Below are 16,470 nucleotides of genomic sequence, written 5' to 3'. Positions count from 1 at the left end.
ATTTTTAGTTAATTTTATACAGAGTCAGATTATCACTAATCTGACTCTTTTTTATACCCAACATTGTCTAAATCCCTTAAAAATGAGTATTGATACTTCCATACTAAATTCTAAGCGTTCCAAACTATATGTTTTCCTATTTGGTATTTTCCTCACCAACGCCATTGTAGCCGAAATTGTTGGAGCTAAAATTTTCTCGGTCGAGCAAACCCTCGGTTTTAGCCCTTTGCATCTCCAAACTTTCTTTGGTACATGGGACATCAACCAAACCGCAGGAGCATTAAACTGGCCTTTTGTATTTATTACATCCGATATTATTAATGAATATTTTGGTACAAAAGGCGTAAAAAAAATCTCTTTCCTCACAGCAGGGTTCATTGCCTACAGCTTTGTTATTATTTATGGAGCTACCTTGCTTACGCCTGCTCAGTTTTGGATTGATGTTAACAAAGGCGATAATAACTTTGACATTAACTACGCCTTTGCCAAAATCTTTCGTCAAGGCTTGGGAATTATTACGGGTTCGTTGAGTGCTTTTCTTATCAGCCAAATCTTGGATGCCTATGTATTTCATTCTATCAGAAAAGTTACTGGGCATAAAAAGATATGGTTACGAGCCACTGGCTCGACCTTGGTATCACAGCTTATCGACAGCTTTGTGGTAATAGGTATTGCCTTTGTTGTTTTTGGCAACTGGACTATCGACCAATGGATTTCTACTTCGTTGAACAACTATTTGTACAAATTTTTCTCGGCAATTCTCATGACACCGCTTATCTATTTAGCCCATAATTTGATTGATGGCTATTTAGGAAAAGAGTTATCGGATGAACTTATTTCTGAAGCTGGCCAAGCCTAACCAAAGCCCTGCAATACAACTTGATCTTGCAGGGCTTTGGTTAGGTTTATTTATCAAAACCTACCTTTCATACAATCTGTAGATGAATATGCCCCTATTTGCTTGGTGACCTAAAAATTTAGCCCCAACTTTATAGTTCTAAATTTTAATGATACTAACAAAAAGCCCTAACAATGCTTTTTACTAGTATTCTTGTTGAAAATTACATGAAAAAACAACCCAAAGTAAGCATTTTAGTACCTGTATTTAACCATGCCAAATTTATTGGGCAAATGATACAAGGAGCTTTGATGCAACAAACTGATTTTGCATTTGAAATAATAATTGGCGACGATGCCTCTACCGATGGCACACAAGCTATTATTCAGCAATATGCTTCACAATTTCCTCAGATAAAAGCTTTTTTACACCCCCAAAACCTTGGCCCCACAACGCCCAGAGAATTAGGTGGAAAAAATAACGTAGCATTCTTATTTGAACAATGCAGTGGCCAGTATATCGCTTTGTGCGAAGGTGATGACTACTGGACAGATGCACTGAAGCTTCAAAAACAAGTTGATTTTCTTGATAATCACCCTGAATATAGTATTTGTCATCATCAGCTTGAGGTGATTTATGAAGACAACTCGCCTGCTCATCCTTTCAACGACCCCGACCAAGCCGACACCTCCGACATTAGCGATTTGTTGAGAGATAACAAATGGATTTTGGGTACAGCCAGTACTGTTTTTAGAAATGTATTTCAGAGCGGGCTGGCAGATTGGTGGTGGAAATCGGCTAGTGGCGATTTAGGTATATTTATACAAGCGGCTCGACACGGGAAAATCAAGTATTTGCCCGAAACGATGGGCTGTTATCGTAAGCATAGTGGTGGTATGACCACTATTCATACCCCTAAGAATCTGTTTTTCCTTCAAAATCGCATGGAAATGTTTAAGGCTATAGACCTTGCCTATCAGCAAGAATATACCGATATTTTGAGCAAAACAGTACAGCATTACAATACTATCATCAAGAATCTAACCAATTCCTAACAAATATTTTCGTATTTTTGTAATCTACAATTTAGTAGTGGCTTAATTTTCTATGAAACAAAAAATTCTCTTTGTCGGGCATGATGCTAATCGGGCGGGTGCTCAGATTCTACTATTGAGGTTTCTTAAACTACTAAAAGAAAAAACACAAATAGAATTTTCGGTACTACTCAAATACGGCGGCCCACTTGTTGACGACTATCGGGCTATTGCCGAAACGTTTGTATTATACCAAGCTCCATCGACAAGCCTTAAACGAATCCTTCTGGAAAAAGTAAAGCAGAAGATTCTGGGAAAGGCTAACAACACTGGCCCACTTTGGAATACCCTCAAAGCCAAACAATTTGATTTAATTGTTTCCAATACTTTTACAAATGGCGATATTTTCCCTGAGCTAACCCAGCTAGGTTGTCCTATTTACTCGTATATCCACGAGCTAGAAATGGGTATTAATATGTACAGCTCGGCCAAAAATATTCAAAATACTCTTAATGGTACTCATAGGTATATTGCCTGTGCCGATTCTGTAAAAGGAAACTTAATCAATCAGTTTGGGATTCAGCCCAACAAGATAGACGTACTTCCTTCTTTACTACCCGAAGCGGCCATGAATTACAAGCCCGATGTGTCGCAAATCGCTAGTATCAAGAAGCAACTAGGTATTCCAGAACAGGCTTTTGTGGTAGGTGGAATGGGTACGATAGATTTAAGAAAAGGAGTTGATTTATTTTTACAAATAGGCCACCTTCTTCAAGCACACGGAGTCTATTTGGTTTGGGTTGGTGGCTCGCATCAGCAAGCCGATTTTCAGTTATTTAATATCGACAAAAAGCGGCTCAAATTGGATAATCTCAAATTTGTAGAAGCTGTTGCCAATCCTTTAGATTACATGGCCTTGTTCGATATTTTTGCCCTGACTTCTCGTGAAGACCCCTATCCGTTGGTAGTATTAGAAGCAGCACTGTTGAGCAAACCTATTATTTGCTTTGACCAAGCAGGCGGAGCAAAAGATTTTGTAGAAACCAACGCAGGATTTTTGATAGATTATCTGGACGTACAAGCGTTTGCCAAACAGATTGAGCAGCTTATACAAAATACTCCCGAGCGTACCGAAAAAGGCACAAATGCCCATAAAAAAGTCTTAGAACGACACCAAACACAATATGCGTTTGATACCTTTTTGGCTATTCTAACACAATAATTAGCGGAAAAAACTTCTGCCTAAATATATCAATCATCACTATGACATTAGCTTTTACCATCTGTTCTATCAATTATTTAGCCCAAGCCCAAACCTTGGGGCAGTCGTTGCGAGTACAGAATCCATCTGTAGAATTTGTAATCGGATTAGTTGACAGACTCGACCAAGTAACACTAGAAGCAGATAAAGTACCGCCATTTCAATTGCTCGAAATTGATAAAATCAATATTGAGTTTTTTGAAGAAATGTGCGAAAATTATAATATTACCGAGTTAAACACAGCTGTAAAGCCCTATTTTATCGACTATTTCTATAAAAATAGACCCGATATTAAAAATGTTATTTATTTTGACCCCGACATCATTGTATTTGATAGCTTGGCTAAATTAGAACATTCGCTTGAACAATATTCGATGGTAGTAACACCGCATATTTGCTCGCCTATCAACGACGACCTCAATACCAAAGAAACCGACCACCTCAGTACAGGATTGTATAATCTGGGATTCATTGCAACTTCAAGAAGTGAGGCTACTTACAAAATGGTAGATTGGTGGAAAGACCGACTAGCCAAAGACTGTAGAATAGATTTGTGCAATGGCCTTTTTGTAGACCAACATTGGATAAACTTTGTGCCATTATTCTTTCCCAATGATGTATTGGTAGACAAATACCCTGGCTATAATGTGGCCTATTGGAATCTGCATGAAAGAACAGTTAGCCAACAAAATAATAAATATTTTATCAATGGCGAACCTCTAATTTTCTTTCATTATAGTGGTTATGAGCTAAAAAAACCTAACGAGGTATCTAAATATCAAAACCGTTCAAGTTTTGACAATAGGCCCGATATTGTTGCTCTTTTCCAATACTATGCCCAACAATTAAAAGATAATTTCAACGAATACTATATCCAAATCCCTTGCTTTTATATCAAACCTATTAAAATCAAACGCTATAAACGTGTAAGAAAAGCATTGCAATTGCCTTTCCGAAAAACCATCGAATGGCTGAACCAATAATCAATCGTAGTTCATAAAAACCTAAATAATAGTTTTCAACCCAGAAGAGGTTCATCATCAGGAAACTCACTACCAATGATGAGGTGCTCTTTTTATCTTATCAAGAATATTGATATAAGAATAATTACAATGACTATAAACCGTTTCATAGAAATTTGGATTCATCGATTTCACAAAATCGTGGATATGGCTACATCTTTTTGGTACTTTCTAAAAACCAGTTTTCTTATCTTATTTTACAAAATTACTAATCCTCAAAAAAAGCTCATTGGTGTTATTTTGGCCGAACACTTTGGCGATATTGTAGCCTGCGAGCCGCTTTCACGAGAAATTAAAAAGATTCATCCTAATAGTATTGTATTTTGGGTGGTCAGAAAACCTTTTAGAGAACTCATCGATAGCAATCCTAATATCGATGTTACAATTGTAGAATATAGCGTTTTTCATAGTATGTTATTGGCTCGGTACAATGGCTTTTCGCACCTGTACAACCTTCACATGCCCAAGCTACGGATTTATCCATATACCCAAACTTTTTTAAAAAATCCTTATGCCGAAACTTTGGGAATTACTGTACAAAATTATTTTCAATTTGGTAATTTAATAGAAGTATTTGCCCAGATTGCCCAATTACCACTGCTCAACGAAACACCCAAAGTATATATCAGTTCGGCCAACAAAGCTCGTGTAGATACTATTCGTTTGCCCGAAAAATTTATTGCTATTCACTGCCATTCCAACTATTCGCCTAAAGACTGGCAAGTATACCATTGGGAAAACCTCATTGGCAAACTCAACGAAGCAGGGTATCAAGTAGTAGAAGTAGGCTTGAAAAGTTCAATCAACCAAAACCTTGTAGGATACACCAATTGCTGTGGAAAATTTTCATTATTAGAAACAGCCGAGATTATTCGTCGAGCCCAATTTTTTATCGGTGTCGATAGTGGCCCAGCTCATTTGGCCAATGCAGTAGGTACTTATGGCCTATTACTGTTTGGAAAATTTGTTAACTTTGAAAATTATCTTCCTTATTCGGGCGGGTACAAAACAGATAATGCTACTATTATTTCCAAAAAAGATAGTCCGTGTTCGGGCTTATCTTTCGACGATGTTTGGACAATAGTACAACAAAAAATCTAGTGGATTAGCCACTTTTAGCTCGGCTCTAACACTTTCATCAATATACCAGCAACGGGCTTGGTGAAAGAAACTTTTATTATAATTATGCAGTTAGTCTTCACAGTTTGCTCTCTTAATCAATTACCTTATGCTATTACGCTAGGTGATTCATTACGAAAACATCATCCCAATCTCAAATTTGTTATTGGTATTTCCGACTCGATTCCTAGCAATATACCTGCTATCGAGTACGAATTGGTAAGTGTTGAGCAATTACAGCTTCCTTTTTTGGGCGAAATGTCGAAAAAATATACTGTCGACGAGCTAAACCGCTCGTTGAAACCTTATTTTGCCAGTTATTTTGAAAAAACTTTTCTGGCTAACAAATTGGTTTTTCTGGATAGCAAAACATGGGTATTAGGCTCTATTCAATCTATTTTTGAACTACTCGATCAGCACTCTATTATTCTTAGTCCCAATATTACAAAGCCTCGCAACCCTAGCTTCAGCATCAACGAGGCATCTTTTCTAAATGTAGGCTTGTATAATGCAGGTTTTTGGGCTTATCGCCCTTCCAAACAAGCGGCACAGTTTCTAAGTTATTGGCAAACACGTGTCAAGGATAAAGGTTATTTCGATTTTTGTCATGGCTTTGGAGCAGAACAGCTTTGGCTCAACTTTATCCCGATTTTTCAAGATTCAGTCCATATTACTTTTCACGAAGGCTTCCATGTCAATGCCTTCAATTTGGCCGAACGCTCGCTTAGTAATACCTCGGCGGGTATTGTGGTCAATACCCACACACCTTTGGTATTTATTCAATGGACAGACCTTCAGAGCAACGACCCTCAGGCTTTTCTACGAAACCTTTCGGGTGTAGCACCTACTACACTAGGAATACTCAAAACAATGCTTAAAGAATATCTTTCGTTGATAAAACCACTAGACAGGTTTAGCCACTATGTACCAACCTTGGGTAAATACAAACCTTACAAAAAGAAAAACGTGCTTGTCAGAACCCTCGAAAAATCGAGTAAGAACATGATTCAATGGATTGAAAATTTTGAAATATGAAGGTAATCTTTGATACATCGCTGTTAGGGATGGGCTATTATAATGCCAAGGCCCGAACAGGTATTTTTCGTGTGGCCGAGCATTTGGCTTATGCCCTCAATAAAAAGGAGAATATTACACTAAACTATGTGGCCGAACAAAGCCTTCGGGATGCTATGGCTTTTGTAAAAGACCAAATGTTACAACCCGACATTGCGTTTGTACATGAGCCAAAGGCAATTCGTATTGCTCAATTCCAAAATAGTATTATCCAGTTGTTCGAGCATAATTCTATTTTTCAAAAAGCTGTGCGTCATTTTTTCAATAAACTATCGGGCTTTTATCATCCCATCGATACTCAGCAGCTAAGTACTTTTGATATTTATCACAGCCCCTACTTCCCGATTCCAAAGCTTATTCAACAGAGGGGTCATATCAAGAAAGTTATTACGATTCACGATTTAATTCCGATAAAATACCCTCAGTTTTTTCAGTCACACAACGACCAAGTTGTAGCCACGGTACTCAAAGACCTACAAAAATATCCTGACACACACGTTATTTGTATTTCAGAATCAACCAAGGCCGACTTACTAGAACTTAGTAATATTAAGCCTGAGCAAGTTTTTGTAACGCATTTGGCAGCCTCAAAAGATATTTTTTATCCAGAATATAACCCTGAAACTATCAAGTCGGTACTCCAAACTTACCAAATCCCCACCGACGTACCTTATTTTCTGAGCCTCGCTACGTTTGAACCCCGCAAGAATATCGAGTCGACTATCAAGGCATTTGTACAACTTATTCAGGAACAAAAAGATACTCAAGCCAACTTGGTTTTGGTAGGTACAAAAGGCTGGGATTTTGAAGGTATTTTCGAAAATCTCAATATTGCAGCACCTTTACGCAAGCGCATTATGGTAACAGGATATATGCCCGATCACCATTTGGCTAGTATTTATAGTGGAGCAACTGCCTTTGTATTTGTCTCGTTTTGTGAAGGCTTTGGTTTGCCTCCTTTAGAAGCCATGCAATGTGGTACGCCCGTTATTGTATCTAATACTACATCGTTACCCGAAGTTGTAGGCGATGCAGGTATTACCGTAAATCCAACCGATATTAATGGTATTTCGGGAGCTATGTTGAATTTACTCAACAACCATACCCAAAGAAATCAGCTTATTGCTGCTTCGCTAGCAAGAAGTACCATGTTTACATGGGAAAAAATGGGACAACAAACCCTTGAAGTTTACCAGAAATTATCCTAATTATGTCTAAAGCTGCCAAAGGCAAATGATTCTCTGCTTTCGGCATGTTTTTTGTTAAGGCTAAGTAGAAACAAGTCATTCATTCCTTGATTGCCCGCAACGAGGAAATAAACCGTTTTCCTTACAATGGATACAAATACGCTGGAAAATATCCAAGAGCCAGACGATAAAGAAGCCACCTACCGAGCTTTGCGAGATTCTATCTTACAGGTTTTTCATTTGGGAACTAAAATTGCCAAAGAGTCAAACCCTGATAATGAATTGCAAGTTTCGTGGGATTTGGGCGATACTTCGCTAATGAATTGGATAAGCGACACACACTGTTACCTAAGTAGAAAAGCTCAAAAATTACAGTTTTTAGCAAGACCATCCAAACTCGAAATCATTAGTTTTACACTCCAAGAAGATGACAAACTATTGATTTGTAGCGATACCCTGCGTCAACAGCTCTCTGATGGTGAAATAGATGATGTACTCCAAAAAAGTAGTTCTCCAGAAAATGCTATTCAAAATTTGCTTAGTATTGTAAACGCCACCAATAGTCAGCTCAGATACAATATTGTGGTAATGGAGGTTATTGATAGCAAGAAGCTCGAAACGCCAGTTGTTATAACAACTCCTGAAAAACCACAAGCAAAAAAGGAATCACCTACCAAGTTAATCTTGACGGTACTGCTTTTAGCTTTGGCTCTTGCTGGATTAATTTACTGGCTTACTAATCCCAACTATCGCCTAACTCAGAAACCAAACTCGATAGATACCAACACTATCCCTAATTATATTCAGAGTGATTCTGCTGAAATAGCGAAGGCCAATGAACAGCTTGCCAAAGAACTAACCACAGATACTCTTCCGCTCAACAATGGAGCTACCGAAACGCCCGCACCCGCAACCAATGCGTTTACTAGCCCAACCAAAACCGATGAAAATACCAGTAGTAATGCAACTACCCATTCATCGACAAGCGGTGGTTCTAGCCATAAAAAGCTTACACCAGAACAAGCTCAACTACAATATCAGCTATTAGAGCAACAAAAAGACAAGTGGACTGCCATTAGAGATAGCCTGAAAGAAGAAGTAAATAATGGCTCAAAAGAAGCTATTGAGAAACTAAAAAATAGCGAAAGAGTTCTGAAAAGAATTGAACAAAAAATGAAAATCAATGCCAATATTATGGAATAACCCTCCTAAATAGAAAAAGCTCCTTTCGGAGCTTTTTCTATTTTATCGTCATCATAGGCTTCTCTTTTACAAGTGCCTGTCGTTCTTCTTCTTCCTCAGCCTTGGCTTTTGCCAAATCGGCCTGCTCTTGTCGTAATTGGTTTCTGCGTTTTAGCAAATGTGAACACCACATATAAATACCAAATAAACCAATTAAAATATAAAGCGAAATAGTATTTTCGGTGTTTTTGGTAATAGCCAAAAAAGCAATAGTTGATACCAACGTAAATACCCACAGTATCGAACTAGCCTGAAAATGTGACAAGCCACTATCTATCAAAATATGATGCAAGTGGTTTCGGTCTCCCACGAAAGGTGATTTTTTATCTTTTAAACGAACAATAAATACCCGCAAAGTATCAAAAATAGGAACAATCAATACTACAATAGCTAATATAGGAGCACTAAAAGAGGCATTCGGGTCAAAACGATAAGCTATATTCAATTGAACAAATTTAATAGCAAACATTGTCAACAAAAAGCCTACAATCAAAGAACCCGTATCGCCCATGAAGATTTTGGAAGTAATGGAATAATTAAACCTCAAAAAACCTAATAATGAACCCGCCATAGATGCCGCCAAACAAGCCAAAGCATAATAACCATTGAGGTAAAACCAGAGTCCAAATATACCACCGCAAATCATTCCGATACCACCAGCTAACCCATCAATCCCATCAATCAAGTTGATAGCATTGATTAGAGCCAGAAAAACAAAAACAGTAAGCGGTAAGCTCAGTAAATAGGGAATTTCTTCGACCCCAAAAATACCAAAAAGATTTTCTAGCCGAACATTACCAAAAACCACCACCAAGGCCGAAGCACCTATTTGTACAATCATTTTTTTCTTAGGCGACAAAACCAAAATATCGTCTTTGACCCCTAAGAAAAATAGAATTACAATAGCAGAAATAGATAAATGGACAAACTCCTCTTCGTCGGGATTACTCCACAAGAAATAGCTAATCAGCGTAGAAGCAAAAATAGCTACCCCTCCAAGTGTAGGTGTTTTTTTTATGTGAGAGCTTCGCTCGCCAGGGTCGGCCATTAAGTTCTTCAACCTCGAAATTTTGATAATAACAGGAATAGCCGCTACAGACACAATTGTTGCCACAATGCCCGAAACTATTATCTGAAACAATCTGTCATTATATATATTTGATAAAAAATTATTCATATTTAACTAGCGAATCTCGCCAAAACATAAGAGATTTATTTTTGTTAAATAGCCATTATCAAGAGAAATTACCTCAGACAAGTTACAACTATTCTACAAAACTACAATATTTAACTAGATTAAAATAGACCTTTCACGTACTTTCACGGCTGGATTACCTTGATAAATTGAGTAAGCGGTTAAATTTTTGGTAGCCACCGAGCCTACTGCCAAAACAGCATGTGAGTGTAGCCTAACACCCGGACACACAATAGATTTAGCACCAACCCAAGCCCCTTCTTCTATATGAATCTCGCCTATGATTTGATCGAAAGTCGTCTTTTTATAATTATGATTTCCTGTCAGCAATAACGCTCCTTGCGACACACAAGTATTGTCATACAGCTTAACTGTTGTAAAATTATCAATCCATACATCTTCGCCAACCCAAACGTTATTGCCTATTTCCAAAAACCAAGGGTATTTGATATTTACTTTTGGTTTTATCACAAAATTCTGTCCAATTCTTGCCCCAAACAAAGTTAAGATTCGTTTTTTGATAAACATCGGAATCGGGAAGTACGAATTAATGGTAACAGAACTCACCAAAAACCAGCCAATTACCTTGATTTTGTTACCTGCATAATACCAAGAATTATTAAATTTCGATAAGTCGGTTTTCAGTGTCATGATTGCTTTATTTTCTGAGATTGTTTAATTCTTTACCATATTCTGTTCTAAAAAAGTCGATAATGGCTTTTTTATCTTTCCCAACACGATGATACACTTCATAAATTTTGGCATCTACCAAAAACCTGTACCAAAATCCTTGTAAAAAATGCCACATCAGCCCTTGTACACCATCGAGAAAGCCTAATCTAACAAAATATCGATAAATAAAATAGAGAATCGGACGAGTAAACAACGGCAATGACGCATACTTCATTTTCAGATAACGTGTTCTTTGCTCTTGCGAACCAAACAAATTTGGCTCAACTGATTCAAATTCACGAAAATCGTATTTCATATTCAATAAATCTATCACCTCACGAATCGCATACAAGTTGTGTTTTTGTGTCCACCATGTAAGGTTGTTCAAATTGTGGTCTACAATATCATGGTCAAAATTATGGTGCTTACCTTCGGTAAGTTTGATGTGTTCGTCCATCCATGTTTCTTCACAAATCCCTTTTCCATTTTGCCACAAACGCAACAGCCAAATCGGATAATAAGCTCCTCTTTTTATCCATTTATCAAAAAACATTACCCTTCGTTTTACATAAACTCCCGTAATTTCGGTAGCCAATACAAACAACTTTGTATTAATTTCGTTGGCTAACTCAGGCAAAACATATTCGTCCGAATCCATACGCATCAGCCATTTGGTTTTGAAAGGATTATTTTCTATGCCAAAATTAAACTGCTGAGCATAATTCACCCAAGGGTTATATTGTACTACAGCTCCCAAGCCAGTGGCTATTTCGACGGTTTTGTCGGTAGAGCCCGAATCTACAATAAATATTTTATCGGTAAAAGCTAACAGCGACTTGATGCACCTAGCAATGTGCTTTTCTTCATTGAATGTCAATATGATAACTGAAATATCTTGTTGCATTTGCTTGCTTGGTTAATCAAATCAATACTTTTTTAAATTCATCGAGCAACTGCCTGCCCACTATTTCTATATCATATTTGGCCCGTACCAAAGCTTGCCCATTTTGAGCCAACATGGCACAATATGCTTTATCATCAAGCATTTTAGTCAAACCATTCGCAATACTATCTACATTTAGCTCAACCAAATGAGCGGCTTTTGCCTCACGGATAGCCTCGCCAAAACCCACTCTATCCGACAACAACGAAGGTGCTCCCGAAATCAATGCCTCTAGCGTAGCAATTGAAAAACCCTCTGAGTGCGATGGCAACACAAAAATATCGGCATCCGAAAAAGCTTCCAATTTGCTATTCCCTGTCAGCATTCCTACCAGCTTGATATGCTCGGCTAATTCGTGCTGTGCAATAAATGCCTGAGTGGTTTCGAGATAGCCATCGTCGGGGCCAGCCAATACCAAGACAAAATCTTTTCTATGACGCAATACCTCACGAACAGCAGGCAAAAGTAAATCCAATCCTTTTTTGAGATTAATTCTACTCAAAAAAAGCACCATTTTTTTATTCTTTGGTATAGCACACTGCTTACGGAAAAGTCCTTTTTCGGGCATTTTCGAAAAATTAGCAAGGTTCATCCCATTCGGAATAATCACGACATTGGGATGCTCAAAACCTAGGAAGCGTTTTACGTCGGCTTGCTCGTCGAGGTTATTGATTTGGATAATTTGGGTATTTTTCAAAATACGCTTTTGGAACAAAACCCCAAAAAGCCATTTTTTCCAATAACCTTTACTAATCGTCCATTTATCTAAAAGCCCATGAATGGTAATACATTTGGCTGCTTTGAGAGGCAACAAAAATGGAGCAACACCTGCAAAATGCCATACTCCATGAATATGAATAATATCGTACTGATTACCATTTTCTTTCAACCAAAAGTATAGCTCTGGCGAAAACTCTGCCCAAAACTTAGCCCCCCAATGACGCTTACAGGTTACTACCTTTGCTCCTTCGGGTATGGCATACAGCTTTTGTCCATCCGAGATAGGCGTAAGAATAGTTACTTCAGCACCTAGGCTCATCTGCACTACAGCATGGTCATAAATAATTTTGGGCGGGCCACCAATATCCCACGAATACCCACAAATATTAAGAATTTTAATCGTTTTACTCACCTTATTCTTTTGGTTAACAAAGATGTAACGGGTTTTTCTACCCATTTATGAATCACAATAGCACTGGCTATTATTACCACAATTACGCCATAATTATAGGCTACTATCTGAGGTTTGTTCAATACAATACCTAGCATTTTGGGTAGCTTATTGAGCAATAACAACATCGGAAAATGAATTAAATACAATACATAAGACGCATCGCCCAATAAAAGTAATGGACTTGGCACTCGAAAAGATAACTTTTCTTCAATATTCAGCAAACTCCACAAAATACCCGCCGATGGCACACCAAACACAAGTACTCGTTTATAATAATCGTAGTCGCCTACGCCATACCCCCAATATAATATCGTAGTTATGGATACCCCCAACAATAAAAATGAAAAAGGTAATGAAATTGTTATTTTCTTGAAATAATAACAAATCAAAAAACCCATCAAGAATTCAAAATTATAGCCAGAAAAGACAAAATTATAATAAGAAAGCCCTTTGTTGGTTTCTAAAATAGGATGATAAATTAAATTATGAAACGAAACCAGCAGAATAATAGCAGGAATAATCCAATATCTTTTGGATAGAATTAACAAAGAAAACAAAAGGTAAAAAAACAGTTCGTAGCTAAGTGTCCATGTAACTGGATTAATGGCAAAATGCAATGGAAATAGCAAATAGGTTTGTAGATAGATCCAAAAACCACTCCCATATTCTGTTGAAAAAGAGGTTACTTTCAAGTACGTTGACAAAAACCATTGTAATAAAAATAACGCTGTTGCTACCAACCAGTAAATAGGAAATACCCGAATAAGCCTTTTAGACCAATATACTCCAAACTGCGAAGCTTGGCCAAGATATTGCTGTGCTGTGAAATAAATAATAAAGCCACTTATCACAAAAAACAAATCGACTCCCGCAAAACCAATCCTAAACTTATCGCCAAAAAGTGTTTCGGCTATATTGACACGTACATATCCTCCTACATGATGAATCACCACGACCAACGCTGCAAAACCTCTTAAAAGCTGAATGGAGTTTATTATTTTCTTTTGAGACATAACCTATTGCGTAAATTAGTGATTGGGTAGTTAAAAGCATCATTATCAATCAAATACAACCACCTACTAATGTACATTCTTATTGCTGGACAATTTCTAGTGATATTATACATAGGGCTTTTCACAGAGAAAATACTTGATAGAACTCTGTACCGTAAAAACATCCAGTAATCCGATTTTTTATTTTGACTTCTTACTTACTTTCTTAAATCCTCTATACATGTCAATTGCCACTTGCGAAGGGGCATATTCCTGAATAATTTCTTCAGAAACCTTTCCCATCGCCTTATTATCGATAGTACCAGTCATAAACTTAACTAATAGATTACTCAAGGCTGTTAAATCATAAGGGTCGAATGTAAAGCCATTTTTGCCATCCTGCACCAAGTCGATAGCACAACCACACTGATTAGATACTAATACAGGCAAGCCACAAGCCATAGCCTCGTTGACAACCAAGCCCCAAGGCTCGGAATAGCTCGGCAATACCAGCACATCCGACAAGGCCAAATATTCGGGAACTCTGTTCCAAACTACCCCTGGCAAAAAATTAACATTCCGACAAGATACCTCTTGAGTATATTGTAAAAGCCCCTCTTTCTCTTCACCATCGCCCAAGATAATAATGCCCCACTGGTTGCTATTGACAACTTGCTGTTGGGCTATTTGAAATGCCTGAATAAATCGGTTTAAATTTTTGAAGGCAATAAGGCGACCTACAAAAATAAAATTGTGTTCGGCCAAACCTAATTGCTTTTGAATCACCTCACGAAGTGGCAACGACGACTGATAAGCGTCTTTGAGCGTTGTATTATCTACACAATTTTTGCTAACCAATAGCTGTTCAGGAGTTGCCCCCAATTGTAGCATATATTGAGCCGATTGTGTTCCAAAATTGAAAAAGCCATCAAATTGCCTTACTATTACCGACTTTATCCACTCTTTGATTCCTTTTCGGCGATGGTCAGAAGCCGTCGACTCGTTGGAAAGAATCGTTTTGATACCCTTTATTTTGCAATACAACAAAACAATCCAAGAAGCAATATCATAATATCCTGTCAGGTTCACTACATCGGGCTTAAATGACGCAATCGCTTTTAGGATACCTATAACCTTTTTTTGTAGAGATACTTCTTCCAAAACACCATCATGGATTAACAGATAGGGGTATCCAATCTTCGAAGTGTTAAATTTGCCTAAAGCAGTTCTGCTTTTTTCAATAATGGCAATCTGAACTACCAGTAGTTCAAAGTTGCTATCTTGATGAGCTATCGCCTGCAATTCATCGAATATAATCGACTTATAATGAGCCCATAGCTGATTATGAATAATTAATACTTTCATACTAAGACTCGGCTACAGGGCTAGAAGATTCGGGTTTGGTTGAAATAGATTTAGGTAATAAATCAAGATATTTGATGCCCATAAAACGAATCATTACGGCAAAAACAAACCAATAAGGTGTATCGTTGGGTCGTCCTCCTGTAAAAAGCCCTACAAAATAGGTAATATAGAAATAGGCTAAAAACATCGTAAAAACATTGTCTTTGGCCTTCATAGCTCGGAGGCACTCTCTAAAAATAAGTAAATTCATCATACCGAAACTCCAAAAGCCAATAATACCATAATCGAGCAAAGCCTCGATTATAGGCATATCCATGTACCAAAAACGATACCCTTTGCCCAATATAAGCGAATAGGGTTCTGAATACATCAGTTCTTTAAAATACTCCAAATTACCAACACGCCCTAATGCCGAGTGGTCAATTTGTTTTTCATCGGCCAAGCCAAATGCCGTCAACAATGCTTTTACGAAGGTTTCGCTAAAAGCATTAAAATAACTTTCGACAATCATATAAAGGTTATATTGTGTACTTAGGAAGTACATAACAGCTCCAATTATAGCCATGAAAATCAAAAAGTTTTTGGGCTTAAACAAACCCGAAATTGCCGATTTGAGGGCTTTGCCCGATATATTATAGTAGCAGAAAAGAGCCACTGCTATCATAAATGACAACAAAATAGAACGAGCTTGTGCCAAAATCAAAACCACCGCCGATAAAAGTATATTGACCGCACAGAAGAGTTTCCACAAGAGATTTTTCGACTGGAACATAAAGTAAGAGGCAAATATTCCAGCAAAGGCGTTTCGGGCATATACGTGTGGGTTGCCGCTTGTAGTGGTAGTACCATCGCCAAATACCACCGTGGCACGCTGTCCTAAAATAAAATAGGGATTAGTAGCAATCGAATAAATCAAACAAACACTACCTATAAAAGTAAGCACCACTACGATAGGCAAAAAATAGTCTTTTACCTCGTTGGGAACGGTCAAGAGCAAATAAAAGAAAATGAATATAAACAAATAATTTCCCGAATCTCGCATTACTAAGTAGCTATCGCTATACACATCGTTGTAAGCGAAGAAATAAATAAGCGATATACCCGTAAAAATAGCGGCTAGCCTAAATAATGGAACGTTAGGCCGGTAAAATTTGCTAAAGACGTCTTTGGAAAGCATCAAGGCAAAACCCGCAAAAAAACCTAATACCGTAAATGTAGAAGAGCCCCCAAACCCTAGTACTTCCTTAAAGAAATACAATAAAGGTGTGCCCATAAATACCAAAAAAATGCCTATAAATTGGCGACTATATTTAAAATCAAATAGCTTCATCTCTACAAAAATAACAAATCAA

At 37.6% G+C, this 16,470-nt stretch carries 15 protein-coding genes; 8 read left to right on the top strand and 7 right to left on the bottom strand.

Features of this window, described 5'->3' with window-relative positions; all coding sequences use genetic code 11:
• The first annotated feature begins 82 nt into the window (after nucleotides 1-82).
• The 8 genes from FLEMA_RS0106365 to FLEMA_RS0106330 all read left to right on the top strand — a co-directional run bounded on the left by FLEMA_RS0106365 (nucleotide 83) and on the right by FLEMA_RS0106330 (nucleotide 8,738).
• Complete coding sequence (locus tag FLEMA_RS0106365) at nucleotides 83-859, top strand: queuosine precursor transporter (protein ID WP_174395947.1); 777 nt, start codon at nucleotides 83-85, stop codon at nucleotides 857-859.
• A gap of 206 nt (nucleotides 860-1,065) precedes the next feature.
• The gene (locus FLEMA_RS0106360) at nucleotides 1,066-1,893 is read left to right on the top strand and encodes a glycosyltransferase family 2 protein (RefSeq protein ID WP_044170979.1); all 828 of its coding nucleotides are present in this window, start codon (nucleotides 1,066-1,068) and stop codon (nucleotides 1,891-1,893) included.
• Nucleotides 1,894-1,945: 52 nt separating this feature from the next.
• Nucleotides 1,946-3,094, top strand: a complete 1,149-nt coding sequence (locus tag FLEMA_RS0106355) for a glycosyltransferase family 4 protein (RefSeq protein WP_026994744.1) — start codon at nucleotides 1,946-1,948, stop codon at nucleotides 3,092-3,094.
• 41 nt (nucleotides 3,095-3,135) lie between these two features.
• Nucleotides 3,136-4,116, top strand: coding sequence for a glycosyl transferase (locus FLEMA_RS0106350; protein WP_026994743.1), 981 nt, complete (start codon nucleotides 3,136-3,138; stop codon nucleotides 4,114-4,116).
• A 186-nt stretch (nucleotides 4,117-4,302) separates the two neighbouring features.
• On the top strand, nucleotides 4,303-5,256 hold the full coding sequence (locus FLEMA_RS0106345) for a glycosyltransferase family 9 protein (RefSeq protein ID WP_159102656.1): 954 nt from the start codon (nucleotides 4,303-4,305) through the stop codon (nucleotides 5,254-5,256).
• 84 nt (nucleotides 5,257-5,340) lie between these two features.
• Nucleotides 5,341-6,309 carry a hypothetical protein gene (locus tag FLEMA_RS0106340; RefSeq protein ID WP_026994741.1) on the top strand — a complete coding sequence of 323 codons (969 nt, stop codon included), beginning with the start codon at nucleotides 5,341-5,343 and terminating at the stop codon, nucleotides 6,307-6,309.
• Nucleotides 6,306-7,556, top strand: coding sequence for a glycosyltransferase family 4 protein (locus FLEMA_RS0106335; RefSeq protein WP_026994740.1), 1,251 nt, complete (start codon nucleotides 6,306-6,308; stop codon nucleotides 7,554-7,556). Before FLEMA_RS0106340 ends, FLEMA_RS0106335 begins: the two co-directional genes overlap by 4 nt.
• Nucleotides 7,557-7,682: 126 nt before the next feature.
• Nucleotides 7,683-8,738 carry a hypothetical protein gene (locus tag FLEMA_RS0106330; RefSeq protein WP_026994739.1) on the top strand — a complete coding sequence of 352 codons (1,056 nt, stop codon included), beginning with the start codon at nucleotides 7,683-7,685 and terminating at the stop codon, nucleotides 8,736-8,738.
• A 37-nt stretch (nucleotides 8,739-8,775) separates the two neighbouring features.
• Here FLEMA_RS0106330 and FLEMA_RS67720 read toward each other — a convergent pair whose 3' ends face one another.
• The 7 genes from FLEMA_RS67720 to FLEMA_RS0106295 all read right to left on the bottom strand — a co-directional run bounded on the left by FLEMA_RS67720 (nucleotide 8,776) and on the right by FLEMA_RS0106295 (nucleotide 16,391).
• A complete protein-coding gene (locus FLEMA_RS67720) occupies nucleotides 8,776-9,918 on the bottom strand; it encodes a glycosyltransferase family 4 protein (RefSeq protein ID WP_229359362.1) in 1,143 nt (380 codons plus the stop codon).
• A gap of 150 nt (nucleotides 9,919-10,068) precedes the next feature.
• Nucleotides 10,069-10,623 (bottom strand): WcaF family extracellular polysaccharide biosynthesis acetyltransferase, encoded by a 555-nt coding sequence (locus tag FLEMA_RS0106320; RefSeq protein WP_026994738.1) that lies wholly within the window; start codon nucleotides 10,621-10,623, stop codon nucleotides 10,069-10,071.
• 7 nt (nucleotides 10,624-10,630) lie between these two features.
• Entirely contained in the window at nucleotides 10,631-11,548 is a 918-nt protein-coding gene (locus tag FLEMA_RS0106315; protein WP_026994737.1) for a glycosyltransferase family 2 protein, read from the bottom strand.
• 16 nt (nucleotides 11,549-11,564) lie between these two features.
• Complete coding sequence (locus FLEMA_RS0106310; protein WP_229359360.1) at nucleotides 11,565-12,719, bottom strand: glycosyltransferase; 1,155 nt, start codon at nucleotides 12,717-12,719, stop codon at nucleotides 11,565-11,567.
• Nucleotides 12,716-13,774 carry an acyltransferase family protein gene (locus tag FLEMA_RS0106305; RefSeq protein ID WP_026994735.1) on the bottom strand — a complete coding sequence of 353 codons (1,059 nt, stop codon included), beginning with the start codon at nucleotides 13,772-13,774 and terminating at the stop codon, nucleotides 12,716-12,718. The genes FLEMA_RS0106310 and FLEMA_RS0106305 overlap by 4 nt, the downstream gene beginning before the upstream one ends.
• A 180-nt stretch (nucleotides 13,775-13,954) precedes the next feature.
• Nucleotides 13,955-15,118, bottom strand: a complete 1,164-nt coding sequence (locus FLEMA_RS0106300) for a glycosyltransferase family 4 protein (protein WP_026994734.1) — start codon at nucleotides 15,116-15,118, stop codon at nucleotides 13,955-13,957.
• Between the two features lies 1 nt (nucleotide 15,119).
• Nucleotides 15,120-16,391 (bottom strand): O-antigen ligase family protein, encoded by a 1,272-nt coding sequence (locus FLEMA_RS0106295; RefSeq protein ID WP_026994733.1) that lies wholly within the window; start codon nucleotides 16,389-16,391, stop codon nucleotides 15,120-15,122.
• Between the last annotated feature and the right edge of the window lie 79 nt (nucleotides 16,392-16,470).

Origin of the sequence: Flectobacillus major DSM 103, from assembly GCF_000427405.1 — a bacterium.
Lineage (GTDB): Bacteria > Bacteroidota > Bacteroidia > Cytophagales > Spirosomataceae > Flectobacillus > Flectobacillus major.
The sequence above is the reverse complement of the archived record's forward strand: the minus strand, read 5'-3'. Positions and strand labels throughout refer to the sequence as shown.

Coding starts and splice junctions, on each gene's coding strand:
- FLEMA_RS0106365 (WP_174395947.1), top strand. CDS start 83: ATGAGTATTGATACTTCCATACTAAATTCTAAGCGTTCCAAACTATAT.
- FLEMA_RS0106360 (WP_044170979.1), top strand. CDS start 1,066: ATGAAAAAACAACCCAAAGTAAGCATTTTAGTACCTGTATTTAACCAT.
- FLEMA_RS0106355 (WP_026994744.1), top strand. CDS start 1,946: ATGAAACAAAAAATTCTCTTTGTCGGGCATGATGCTAATCGGGCGGGT.
- FLEMA_RS0106350 (WP_026994743.1), top strand. CDS start 3,136: ATGACATTAGCTTTTACCATCTGTTCTATCAATTATTTAGCCCAAGCC.
- FLEMA_RS0106345 (WP_159102656.1), top strand. CDS start 4,303: ATGGCTACATCTTTTTGGTACTTTCTAAAAACCAGTTTTCTTATCTTA.
- FLEMA_RS0106340 (WP_026994741.1), top strand. CDS start 5,341: ATGCAGTTAGTCTTCACAGTTTGCTCTCTTAATCAATTACCTTATGCT.
- FLEMA_RS0106335 (WP_026994740.1), top strand. CDS start 6,306: ATGAAGGTAATCTTTGATACATCGCTGTTAGGGATGGGCTATTATAAT.
- FLEMA_RS0106330 (WP_026994739.1), top strand. CDS start 7,683: ATGGATACAAATACGCTGGAAAATATCCAAGAGCCAGACGATAAAGAA.
- FLEMA_RS0106320 (WP_026994738.1), bottom strand. CDS start 10,623: ATGACACTGAAAACCGACTTATCGAAATTTAATAATTCTTGGTATTAT.
- FLEMA_RS0106315 (WP_026994737.1), bottom strand. CDS start 11,548: ATGCAACAAGATATTTCAGTTATCATATTGACATTCAATGAAGAAAAG.
- FLEMA_RS0106305 (WP_026994735.1), bottom strand. CDS start 13,774: ATGTCTCAAAAGAAAATAATAAACTCCATTCAGCTTTTAAGAGGTTTT.
- FLEMA_RS0106300 (WP_026994734.1), bottom strand. CDS start 15,118: ATGAAAGTATTAATTATTCATAATCAGCTATGGGCTCATTATAAGTCG.
- FLEMA_RS0106295 (WP_026994733.1), bottom strand. CDS start 16,391: ATGGGCACACCTTTATTGTATTTCTTTAAGGAAGTACTAGGGTTTGGG.